The organism is Streptomyces sp. WELS2 (assembly GCF_013870595.1).
GTDB lineage: Bacteria > Actinomycetota > Actinomycetes > Streptomycetales > Streptomycetaceae > Streptomyces.
Genome location: NZ_JACBWZ010000138.1, coordinates 1 through 11,289, shown reverse-complemented (window position 1 = coordinate 11,289; position 11,289 = coordinate 1). Strand labels below are relative to the sequence as shown.

The following is an 11,289-nucleotide window of genomic DNA, read 5'->3' as shown; positions in this document are numbered from 1 at the left end:
GAGCGCGGCCCGCACCGGCCGTGCCGATGGCCAGCTCCAGCACGTCCTGGAGGAGGTGCGGGCCGTCCCCGGCGGTGTACGTGGCCCGGGTGGCGGCCAGTACCCGCGCCTGTCGCCAGCAGCCGGCGGCGACCTGTACGTAGGTGCCCGCGTCGATCCGGTGCCGTACGGTCAGCGGCAGCGGGTCCACGCCGAGGCCCTCGGTGCGGATCAGGGCGAGGCCGAGGCGGGGCAGCGGGGTGACGGCGTCGGCGGTGACCGTGCGGGTGCGCTCCCCGGGGGCGTGCAGCAGCAGCCGGGGGCGGCCGTCGACGGTCTCGTGGCCGGTGAGCAGGGTGCCCTCGTGGTCGGCGAGGAAGCCGAGGCCGAGCGGGCGGCCGGCCACGTCGCAAATGCGTACGAGGGCGGGGTCGGTGCCGGTGGACCGGGCGACGTCGGGAAGGCCGCCGGCCGTCGCGCCGTGTTCCGGCTGCCCGTGTCCCTCCCGCTCCCGGCACCCGCCTTCGGTGCGCGGGCCCCGTTCCGCCATGGCCGTACCTCCCCGCCCGTCCCTGTGCCCTGCCCCGACGGTAGGCACGCGGGGAACGACGGGACCGTTCTCGCGCGAACGCGCCCCCTTCCGCTCCCCCCGTTCGCTCCGAGCGCCCGGCCGGTCGGGTGAATAGGCGCGGACTGCTGGAGAACCTTAGGGAGGGGGAAGAGGGGGGACCGTGGAGCGGCGGCAGGGCCCGGCCGACGGCCGGCCGCCGCTCCACGGCAGACGCCCTGCGGCGGCCGTCACGGGACGGCCGTCACGGCGAGGCTGCCACGGCAGGGTCACCGTTACGGCGTCCCGGCCCGGCTCAGCCGAAGACGGCCACGCTCTTGGCCTTGCCCCGCTGCTCCTCGACGAGCGCGAGGAAACGGCCCTCGGGGTCGAACACGGCCACCGGACCGGCGCCCGCGTACTCGTCGGGGATCTCCAGCCGGACGCCGTTCAGCAGCAGCCGGGCCCGCTTGGCGTCGACCTCCCAGCGCGGGAACGCGGCGGTGGCGGCCTCGGCGACCGGCATCACGCTGAGTTCCTGCTGGAGCTGGTCCAGCGTCTTGGCCGCGTCCAGCTTGTAGGGGCCGACCCGGGTGCGGCGCAGCGCGGTGAGGTGGCCGCCGACGCCGAGACCGGCGCCCAGGTCGCGGGCGAGGGCGCGGATGTAGGTGCCGGAGGAGCAGACCACCGACACCACCAGGTCGAGCACCGGCGTGCCGTCCTCGGCGACCGCGTCCCGGACGTCGTGGACCGCGAAGGAGGAGACGGTCACCGGCCGGGCGGGGATCTCGAAGTCCTCGCCCTCGCGGGCCCGCTTGTACGACCGCACGCCGTTGATCTTGATGGCGCTGACCTTGGACGGCACCTGCATGATGTCGCCGGTGAGCCCCGCGATGCCGGCGTCGATGGCGTCCCGGGCCACCTTGGAGGCGTCGGTGGACGAGGTGATCTCGCCCTCGGCGTCGTCGGTGACGGTGGTCTGGCCCAGGCGGATGGTGCCCAGGTACTCCTTCTCGGTCAGCGCGAGGTGCCCGAGGAGCTTGGTGGCGCGCTCGACACCGAGGACCAGCACGCCGGTCGCCATGGGGTCGAGGGTGCCGGCGTGGCCGACGCGGCGGGTCCTGGCGATCCCGCGCATCTTGGCGACCACGTCGTGCGAAGTGAAGCCCGACGGCTTGTCGACGATGACGAGGCCGTCGGGCGTGGTGTGCTTCTGGGTCATTCGGTGGCGTCGCCGTCCGTGTCGGTCTCGTCGTCCGCCGGCTTGCGGTAGGGGTCGGCACCGGCGGCGTACGCCGCGCCGGTGGCCGCCTCGCGCACCTTCTGGTCGGACTGCCGGGCCTTGTCGAGGAGGTCCTCGATGGTCCGGGCGGTGTCCGGCAGGGCGTCCGCCACGAAGGTCAGGGTGGGGGTGAACTTCACCCCGGCCGCGCGGCCCACCTCGGAGCGCAGGATGCCCTTGGCGCTCTCCAGGCCCGCCGCGGCGGCCTTCCGCTCCTCGTCGTCGCCGTAGACCGTGTAGAAGACGGTCGCCTCCCGCAGGTCACCCGTGACCCGGGTGTCCGTGATGGTGACGTGCGAGCCGAGCCGCGGGTCCTTGATCCCGCGCTGCAGCTTCTGGGCCACCACCTCCCGGATGAGGTCCGCCAGCCTTTTCGCCCGCGCGTTGTCGGCCACTGGTCCGTCTCCCGTTCTTTCTTTCTTGCTTGCGTTCTGTGGTCTGGTCGTCGTCAGTCGTCTTCGCCGTGGAAGCGGCGTCGGACCGACAGCAGCTCCACCTCGGGGCGGGCGGCGACCAGCCGTTCGCACCGGTCCAGTACGTCGGTGAGGTGCGCCGCGTCGCCGGAGACCATGGCGAGGCCGATGACCGCCCGCCGATGGAGGTTCATGTGATCCACCTCGGCCGCGCTCACGGCGTACTTCCGCTGGAGCTCGGCGACGATCGGGCGGACGACGGAGCGCTTCTCCTTCAGCGAGTGGACGTCGCCGAGGAGGAGGTCGAAGGACAGAGTCCCCACGTACATGTCTGTGCCGGGTTTACCCGCCGGTACGGGATCGATGGCCTGGGGCCACGTTACCCCGTGCCCGGCGGCGGCTCGACCGGGTTTTCCGGCGCCCGGAGCCGCTGTGCCGCCCGCCCCGGCCGGCCGGGAGGGCGACCGTGGGCGGAAAACGGCGCGCTGGCCGGCGGGACCGCGGTCCCGCCGGCCAGCTTCGGAGAATGCCGTCGGCCGTTACGCCCGCGGCTTCTCGCGCATCTCGTACGTCGCGATGACGTCGTCCACCTTGATGTCGTTGAAGTTTCCGAGGTTGATACCACCCTCGTAGCCTTCGCGGATCTCGGTGACGTCGTCCTTGAAGCGACGCAGGCCCTCGATGGTGAGGTTCTCCGCGACCACCTTGCCGTCGCGGATGAGGCGGGCCTTGGTGTTGCGGCGCACCTCGCCGGACCGGATGAGCACACCGGCGATGTTGCCCAGCTTGGACGACTTGAAGACCTCGCGGATCTCCGCCGTACCCAGCTCGACCTCTTCGAACTCCGGCTTGAGCATGCCCTTGAGGGCCGCCTCGATCTCCTCGATCGCCTGGTAGATGACCGAGTAGTACCGGACGTCCACGCCCTCGCGCTCCGCCATCTGCGCGGCACGGCCGGCCGCACGGACGTTGAAGCCGATGACGATGGCGTCCGAGCCCATCGCCAGGTCGATGTCGGACTCCGTGACCGCACCGACGCCGCGGTGCAGGACGCGGATGTCGACCTCTTCGCCGACGTCCAGCTGGAGCAGGGAGGACTCCAGGGCCTCGACGGAACCAGAGGCGTCACCCTTGATGATCAGGTTCAGCTGCTGGACCTCGCCGGCCTTGAGCACCTTGTCCAGGTCCTCCAGCGACACACGGCGCGTGCGCTTGGCGAAGGCCGCGTTGCGCTCGCGGGCGGCGCGCTTCTCGGCGATCTGACGGGCCGTACGGTCCTCGTCGACCACCAGGAAGTTGTCGCCCGCGCCCGGGACGTTGGTCAGGCCCAGGACCTGGACCGGCGTCGACGGACCCGCCTCGGCGACGTTGTTGCCGTTGTCGTCGAGCATGGCGCGCACCCGGCCGTAGGCGTCGCCCACGACCATCGTGTCGCCGACCCGCAGCGTGCCTCGCTGGACGAGGACCGTCGCCACGGCACCGCGGCCGCGGTCGAGACGGGACTCGATCGAGATGCCCTGCGCGTCCTGGTGCGGGTTGGCCCGCAGGTCGAGCGAGGCGTCGGCCGTGAGGATCACGGCCTCCAGCAGCGAGTCGATGTGCAGACCCTGCTTGGCGGAGATGTCGACGAACATGGTGTCGCCGCCGTACTCCTCGGCCACCAGGCCGTACTCGGTCAGCTGACCGCGCACCTTGGTCGGGTCGGCACCCTCGACGTCGATCTTGTTGACCGCGACCACGATCGGCACGTCGGCCGCCTTGGCGTGGTTGAGCGCCTCGACCGTCTGCGGCATGACGCCGTCGTTGGCCGCGACGACCAGGATCGCGATGTCGGTCGACTTCGCACCACGGGCACGCATGGCGGTGAACGCCTCGTGACCCGGGGTGTCGATGAAGGTGATCTTGCGGTCTTCGCCGTTGACCTCGGTCGCGACCTGGTAGGCACCGATGTGCTGGGTGATGCCGCCGGCCTCGCCCGCGATGACGTTCGTCTTGCGGATCGCGTCGAGCAGTCGGGTCTTACCGTGGTCGACGTGACCCATGACGGTCACGACCGGCGGACGGACGACCAGGTCCTCCTCGGAGCCCTCGTCCTCGCCGAACTCGATGTCGAAGGACTCGAGCAGCTCGCGGTCCTCCTCCTCCGGGCTGACGATCTGAACCGAGTAGTTCATCTCGTCGGCGAGGAGCTGGAGGGTCTCGTCGGAGACGGACTGGGTCGCGGTGACCATCTCGCCGAGGTTCATCATGACCGCGACGAGGGACGCCGGGTTGGCGTTGATCTTCTCCGCGAAGTCGGTGAGCGACGCGCCGCGGGAGAGACGGATGGTCTCGCCGTTGCCGCGCGGCAGCATCACGCCGCCGACGCTCGGGGCCTGCATGGCCTCGTACTCCTGGCAGCGCGCCCAGCACCACGCCGTCCCCGTCGTCGACCAGCAGGTCCAGCCGCCGCTGCACACCGTCCAGGACGGCCCGCGCCGCCGCCACCGCGCCGCCGGGCACCCCGAGCGACTCGGCGAGCGCCGTGTCCCCGACCGGCACCACGGACAGCGCGCATCCGGCCAGCTCACCGCTGTGGTGCAGCAGGGTGACGGCCCGCGTCAGCGCCCGGCCGTCACCCACCACCACCGGCCGCCGCGACCCCCTGCGGTCCAGCGCGCGGGCGAATTCCTCCGGGCCGTCCGGCAGGCACAGCTTGGCCCGCGCACCCGCGCTGAGCACGTCTTTCGCGATCCGTACGGACTCCCCGTCCGCCTGCCGTGCCGCCGGATCGATGATCACCAGCAGCTGATCGGACGTCGCGGAAGTCGCCACCTCGGTCCTGCCTCGCTTCCTCGGGTAGCATCTTTGTGCAAGAGCCCCTTGCGCTATTGCGCCAGGGGCTTCGTCTATTCCGGGGCATCCGGTCCGACGGTTGAGCGACCAACGACGGTCGCGGTGGTACGCGGCGGTGAACGTTACGCCCATGCCCCCGACCTTGGACATGCCCCGCCCGGAAGGGGTGTACGCGCGTGCCCGCACTTGTGCTGCTCGGTGCTCAGTGGGGTGACGAAGGCAAGGGAAAGGCGACGGATCTCCTCGGTGGTTCCGTCGATTACGTGGTGCGTTACCAGGGTGGCAACAACGCCGGCCACACGGTCGTCGTGGGCGACCAGAAGTACGCACTGCACCTCCTCCCTTCCGGAATCCTGTCGCCCGGCTGTACGCCGGTCATCGGCAACGGTGTCGTCGTCGACCCGTCGGTCCTGCTCTCCGAGCTGAGCGGTCTGAACGAGCGTGGCGTCGACACGTCCAAGCTCCTGATCAGCGGTAACGCGCACGTCATCACGCCGTACAACGTGACCGTCGACAAGGTGACGGAACGCTTCCTCGGCAAGCGCAAGATCGGTACGACCGGCCGCGGCATCGGCCCGACCTACGCCGACAAGATCAACCGCGTGGGCATCCGGGTCCAGGACCTGTACGACGAGTCGATCCTCCAGCAGAAGGTGGAGGCGGCCCTCGACGTCAAGAACCAGATCCTCACCAAGCTGTACAACCGGCGCGCGATCGCCGCGGACCAGGTGGTCGAGGAGCTGCTGGGCTACGCCGAGCAGATCCGGCCGTACGTCGCCGACACGGTGCTGATCCTGAACCAGGCCCTGGAGGACGACAAGGTCGTGCTCTTCGAGGGCGGCCAGGGCACGCTGCTGGACATCGACCACGGCACGTACCCCTTCGTCACCTCCTCGAACCCGACCGCGGGCGGCGCCTGCACGGGCGCGGGCGTGGGCCCGACGAAGATCAGCCGGGTGATCGGCATCCTGAAGGCCTACACGACCCGCGTCGGCGCGGGCCCGTTCCCGACGGAGCTGTTCGACGAGGACGGCGAGGCGCTGCGCCGCATCGGCGGCGAGCGGGGCGTCACCACCGGCCGGGACCGCCGCTGCGGCTGGTTCGACGCGGTCATCGCCCGCTACGCCACCCGCGTCAACGGCCTGACCGACTTCTTCCTCACCAAGCTGGACGTCCTCACCGGCTGGGAGCAGATCCCGGTCTGCGTCGCCTACGAGATCGACGGCAAGCGGGTCGAGGAGCTGCCCTACTCCCAGACCGACTTCCACCACGCGAAGCCCGTCTACGAGATGCTGCCGGGCTGGTCCGAGGACATCAGCAAGGCGAAGACCTTCTCCGACCTGCCGAAGAACGCCCAGGCGTACGTCAAGGCACTGGAGGAGATGTCCGGCGCCCCGATCTCCGCGATCGGCGTGGGCCCGGGCCGCGACGAGACGATCGAGATCAACTCGTTCCTGTAGGAAGAGCACTCCCCGGGGGACGCCCTGCCGCTCCGGCCGGCAGGGCGTCTTCCTTTTCCCGCGCCACGCCCTTCCCGCGCGGCTCAGCTGAACACGATCATCGAGCCCTGGGCCAGGGAGCGGGTCGCCGCCGCGTGGAGGCCGAGCCAGACGTGGCGTTCGCGGGCGAAGGGGCTGGGGTCGTAGGGGGCCGCGACCGCCGGTTCCTCCAGTTCCGTGGGGGCCGGGGGCGGGGCGGGGGCGGCCGGCGGGTTGGCCGGGTCGATGCCGATCACGGGGGCCACGTACTGGAGTTCCCGCAGCAGGGTCTGGGAGGATCCCAACGGACCGCCGCCCGCGAGGAGTTCGTCGTTGGAGAGCGGGTGCGGGAAGTCCACGGGGACGTAGGCGCCCGCGTGGTCGTAGTGCCAGACCAGGTGTGACTGCTGGGCCGTCGACTCGAACATCTCCAGCAACTGCTCGTAGTCGCCGCCCAGTTCGTCCACCGGCGTCACGGGCAGGCCGCAGACCTGGAGCAGGTAGGCCCGGCGCAGGAAGTGCAGGGCGTCGTAGTCGAAACCGGCGACCGGGGCGACGTCGCCGGACAGGCCGGGCATGTACTGGTACACCGGCACCGGCGGCAGGCCGGCCTCGGCCAGCGCCTTGTCGTACTGCGCGAGTTCCTCGGCGAAGGGGTTGTCCGGGGTGTGGCACAACACGTCCACGAGCGGTACCAGCCACAGGTCACAGGCCAAAGAGGGCTCCTCGCATCGGCGGGCGCGCCGTCACGCGCGGCGGCGGGTGGTCAGGGAAGGGTAGTCGCTGTGGCCCGGGGACGCTTCCCCGTGGGCCTCAATCGGTCGTCTACCCGCCCGCCAGGTGTTCCAGCAGTGCCAGCGAGTGCGCGCTCGCGTCGGCGACGATCGCGCGGGCCGTCTCCGCCTCGCGCCGGGCGAGCGCGTCGACCAGTTCGGTGTGCCGGTCCCAGAGCCGGCCGCGCAGCTCGGGCAGGCGCAGCAGGTACTGCACCGCGCACACCCAGGACTGCACGCGCAGCCGGTGCAGGAAGTCGCCGAGGTAGGGGTTGCCGAACAGGGCGCTCAACTCGCGCCAGAAGCGCAGGTCGTAGCCGATGAGGACGGTCAGGTCGCCCGCCGTGGCCGCCCGCTGGGCCTCCTCGCCGCGGCGCCGCACGGTGGTCAGGGCCGCGCCCGTGCGGGGGTCCTCCGGCGGGGTGCGGAAGGCGGGGTGGCCCGCGGTGAGGGCCCGGAACATGCCGTCGATGACCAGGCCGCGGGCCTCGATCATGTGCCGGTAGTCGCTGACCGAGTACTCGGGCACCCGGAAGCCGCGGTGCTGGTCGGCCTCCAGGATGCCCTGCGCGGACAGGTCGACCAGCGCCTCGCGGACCGGGGTGGCGGAGACGCCGTACTGGTCGGCTATCTCCTTGACGGTGAACGCCCGGCCCGGGCGCAGCCGTCCCGCCAGCACCTCGTCACGGAGCGCGTCCGCGATCTGCTGGCGCAGGGTGCTGCGCGTCACGGGGCCATTGCCGGGCATGCTCCGTGCCTCTCCTCACACGTCCGGATGTGTGCTCGTGAGGACCCGCGACGACCGCGGGTCCCTCTTCCTTACGAGCACGCCACCTTACGCGTTCGAACAGGTGTTGCGGCAGCTACGGTCACACGGTGTGTTCGTCGGCGGCGGTCAGCGCGGCGTCGAGCGCGGCCAGGCCCTCCTTCAGCTCGGCCTCGGTCGCGGTGCACGGCGGGGCGACGTGGGTGCGGTTCATGTTCACGAACGGCCACAGGCCGTGCCGCTTGGCGGCGGCGGTGAAGGCGGCCATGGGGGCGTTCGCCTCGCCGGTCGCGTTGTACGGCACCAGCGGCTCGCGGGTCTCCCGGCTGCGCACCAGCTCCAGCGCCCAGAACATGCCCACGCCGCGCACCTCGCCCACGCTCGGGTGGCGGGCGGCCAGCTCGGCGAGGCCGGGGCCGACGACGCTCTCGCCGAGCCGCCTGGCGTTCTCCACGACGCCCTCCTCCGCCATCACGTTGATCGTGGCGACGGCGGCGGCGCAGGCCAGCGGGTGCCCGGAGTAGGTGAGGCCGCCCGGGTAGGGGCGCTTGCCGAAGGTCTCGGCGATCTTCTGCGAGATGGCGACACCGCCGAGGGGCACGTAACCGGAGTTCACCCCCTTGGCGAAGGTCATCAGGTCGGGGACGACTCCGAACAGGTCGGCCGCGAACCACTCGCCGGTCCGGCCGAAGCCGGCCATGACCTCGTCCAGGATGAAGACGATCCCGTACTTGTCGCACAGCTCGCGCACACCGGCCAGATAGCCGGGCGGCGGCACCATGATCCCGGCGGTGCCCGGGATGGTCTCCAGGATGATCGCGGCGATGGTCCCCGGGCCCTCGAAGGCGATCGTCGTCTCCAGGTGCTCCAGCGCCCGGGCGCACTCCTGCTCCTCGTTCTCGGCGTAGAAGCGGGAGCGGTAGAGGAACGGCGCCCAGAACCGGGCGACCCCGCCCGAGCCGCTGTCGTTGGCCCAGCGGCGCGGGTCACCGGTGATGTTCACCGCCTGCTGGGTGCCGCCGTGGTACGAGCGGTACGCCGAGAGCACCTTCGGGCGGCCGGTGTGCAGCCGGGCCATGCGCACCGCGTGCTCGACGGCGTCCGCGCCGCCGTTGGTGAAGAAGATCTTGTCCAGGTCGCCGGGGGTCCGCTCGGCGATCAGCCGCGCCGCCTCCGAGCGGGCCTCGACGGCGAACGCGGGCGCGAAGGTGGCGAGCTTCCCGGCCTGCTCCTGGATCGCCGCGACGACCTTGGGGTGCTGGTAGCCGATGTTGGTGAAGACGAGCCCGCTGGTGAAGTCCAGGTAGCGCGTGCCGTCGTAGTCCCAGAAGTACGACCCCTCGGCGCCGGCGACGGCGAGCGGGTCGATGAGGTCCTGCGCGGACCAGGAGTGGAAGACATGCGCGCGGTCGGCGGCCTTCACTGCGGCGCCGGCTTCGGGGCTGGGCTGAGGGGTCATGCCGGTGAGGGTAAATGTCCGCGATGCGGAAGGCATATCGGCGTCTTGTTCCGTGGACGGGGGGAATCCGCGACAGGTTGTCGACGGGCGGGGGCTCTCGGAGCGCGCGGCGCGTTTCCGGCGGCGCCCGGTGTGGCCGGTTCCCGGTGTGGCCGGCCCCTGTTACGGAACCGTGGAACCGGTACCGGACCTGGTGCCGTAAGGGCGCACTATTGTCGGGCGGTGCAGACCTATGGGGTGGGGAAGGCGGCGCGGGGATGGAGAAGCTGGGGCCGGGGGATCCGCCGGCGATCGGGGCCTACCGGCTGCTGGCACGGCTCGGCTCGGGCGGCATGGGGCAGGTGTACCTGGCCCGGTCGGAGCGGGGCCGGACCGTCGCCGTGAAGCTCGTCCGCCCGGAACTGGCCGAGCGGGAGGAGTTCCGGGGCCGGTTCCGGCAGGAGGTGCAGGCCGCGCGCCGGGTCGGCGGGTACTGGACCGCGCCGGTGCTGGACGCGGACACCGAGGCGGCCGTGCCGTGGGTCGCGACCGGGTACGTGGCCGGGCCGAGCCTGCAACAGGTCGTCGGGCACGACCACGGCGCGCTGCCCGAGCGGTCGGTACGGATCCTGGCGGCGGGGCTCGCCCAGGCACTGGCGGACATCCACGCGGCCGGGATCGTGCACCGGGACCTCAAGCCGTCGAACGTGCTGGTCACCATAGACGGGCCGCGCGTGATCGACTTCGGGATCGCGCGGGCGCTGGAGACGGCGGCACCGGGCGAGGAGGGACTCACCCGCACCGGGGCGCTGGTCGGATCGCCCGGGTTCATGGCGCCCGAGCAGGTGCGCGGCGACCGGATCACGCCCGCGTCCGACGTGTTCTGCCTCGGCTCGGTGCTCGCCTACGCGGCCACCGGGTCGCTGCCCTTCGGGACCGCCGACAGCGGGGCCCACGCGCTGATGTTCCGCATCGCCCAGGAGGAGCCGGACCTGACCGGGGTGCCGGAGGGGATCGCCGACCTCGTACGGGACTGCCTGCGCAAGGACCCGGCGAGCCGGCCCTCGCCGGCCGAGATCCTGGCGCGCACCGGCATGGAGGACACGGTGACCGGGGGCCGCTCCCGCGATCCCTGGCTGCCCGGCGCCCTGGTGGCCCAGCTCGGCCGGCACGCCGTGCGGCTGCTCGAGGTGGAGAACCCCGAGGGCGGCGGGGGAGCGCCGGAGGCGGGGACGGCCGCCCGGGGAAACGGAACCGGAACGCCGGCCGGCACCGACGCGCCCGGGGGGACGGGTACGTCCCACGGGTCCGGTGCCGCGTACGGGTCAGCCGCCTCGTACGGGTCGGGTGTGTCCCACGGGACCGGGGTGTCCTTCATGGCGGCCAACGGGTCCCCCGAGCACGCCCCTGTCTCCGACGGCGGGGCCCCCGCGCCCGTCGACCACCTGCCCGGCGCCCTCGCCCCCGAGGTTCCGCCGCCGCCCACCGCACCCCCGGCGCCGCACGGCTTCGGCCCGGCCTACGGCACTTTGCCACCGCAGCCGTATCCGCAGCCGCACCCCACCGGTTACGGCTATCCGCAGCAGGCCGGTACCGGTACCGGTTTCGGCACGTGGGGCGAGGCGCCGCAGTCGTACGGCGCGTATGGCGGCGGACCCGGCTCCACACCGCCGTACGGTCCCCCGGGCTCCGGCGCGCCCGAGGAGCCGGAGCGGCGCAGCGGCCGGTCCACCGCGCTGCTCGTCGTCATCGCGCTGGTCGTGGCGGTGGGCGCGGGC

The 11,289-nt window shown here is 72.0% G+C and carries 8 protein-coding genes and 2 pseudogenes; 2 read left to right on the top strand and 8 right to left on the bottom strand.

Translation table 11 applies throughout. The annotated features are described in order from the left end of the window. The 5 genes and pseudogenes from H5J33_RS11645 to infB all read right to left on the bottom strand — a co-directional run. A pseudogene (locus H5J33_RS11645) lies at positions 1-529 on the bottom strand (hypothetical protein); the annotation flags it as partial. A 313-nt stretch (positions 530-842) separates the two neighbouring features. After that, positions 843-1,748: a tRNA pseudouridine(55) synthase TruB gene (gene truB / locus H5J33_RS11640; protein ID WP_181794823.1), complete on the bottom strand. Its 906-nt coding sequence runs from the start codon at positions 1,746-1,748 to the stop codon at positions 843-845. Continuing rightward, entirely contained in the window at positions 1,745-2,203 is a 459-nt protein-coding gene (gene rbfA / locus H5J33_RS11635; RefSeq protein ID WP_181794822.1) for a 30S ribosome-binding factor RbfA, read from the bottom strand. The genes truB and rbfA overlap by 4 nt, the downstream gene beginning before the upstream one ends. A gap of 53 nt (positions 2,204-2,256) precedes the next feature. Then, on the bottom strand, positions 2,257-2,550 hold the full coding sequence (locus H5J33_RS11630) for a DUF503 domain-containing protein (protein WP_030619068.1): 294 nt from the start codon (positions 2,548-2,550) through the stop codon (positions 2,257-2,259). A 210-nt stretch (positions 2,551-2,760) separates the two neighbouring features. Then, positions 2,761-4,910 (bottom strand): annotated as a pseudogene (infB, locus tag H5J33_RS11625) (translation initiation factor IF-2); the annotation flags it as partial. 322 nt (positions 4,911-5,232) lie between these two features. On the opposite strand from infB, the gene H5J33_RS11620 reads away from it, so the two are divergent. Further along, positions 5,233-6,516 (top strand): adenylosuccinate synthase, encoded by a 1,284-nt coding sequence (locus tag H5J33_RS11620; protein WP_181794821.1) that lies wholly within the window; start codon positions 5,233-5,235, stop codon positions 6,514-6,516. An 83-nt stretch (positions 6,517-6,599) separates the two neighbouring features. Here the strand turns inward: H5J33_RS11620 and H5J33_RS11615 are convergent, their stop codons facing one another. From H5J33_RS11615 to H5J33_RS11605, 3 genes are all read right to left on the bottom strand, one after another. Continuing rightward, the gene (locus H5J33_RS11615) at positions 6,600-7,250 is read right to left on the bottom strand and encodes a hypothetical protein (RefSeq protein ID WP_181794820.1); all 651 of its coding nucleotides are present in this window, start codon (positions 7,248-7,250) and stop codon (positions 6,600-6,602) included. 109 nt (positions 7,251-7,359) lie between these two features. Further along, a complete protein-coding gene (locus H5J33_RS11610) occupies positions 7,360-8,055 on the bottom strand; it encodes a GntR family transcriptional regulator (protein ID WP_181794819.1) in 696 nt (231 codons plus the stop codon). 121 nt (positions 8,056-8,176) lie between these two features. After that, positions 8,177-9,532, bottom strand: a complete 1,356-nt coding sequence (locus tag H5J33_RS11605; RefSeq protein WP_181794818.1) for an aspartate aminotransferase family protein — start codon at positions 9,530-9,532, stop codon at positions 8,177-8,179. A gap of 257 nt (positions 9,533-9,789) precedes the next feature. Between H5J33_RS11605 and H5J33_RS11600 the strand changes: the two genes are divergently transcribed. After that, the coding region (locus tag H5J33_RS11600) for a serine/threonine-protein kinase (protein ID WP_181794817.1) at positions 9,790-11,289 on the top strand (1,500 nt) is incomplete at its 3' end.

Coding starts and splice junctions, on each gene's coding strand:
- truB (WP_181794823.1), bottom strand. CDS start 1,748: ATGACCCAGAAGCACACCACGCCCGACGGCCTCGTCATCGTCGACAAG.
- H5J33_RS11630 (WP_030619068.1), bottom strand. CDS start 2,550: ATGTACGTGGGGACTCTGTCCTTCGACCTCCTCCTCGGCGACGTCCAC.
- H5J33_RS11610 (WP_181794819.1), bottom strand. CDS start 8,055: ATGCCCGGCAATGGCCCCGTGACGCGCAGCACCCTGCGCCAGCAGATC.
- H5J33_RS11605 (WP_181794818.1), bottom strand. CDS start 9,532: ATGACCCCTCAGCCCAGCCCCGAAGCCGGCGCCGCAGTGAAGGCCGCC.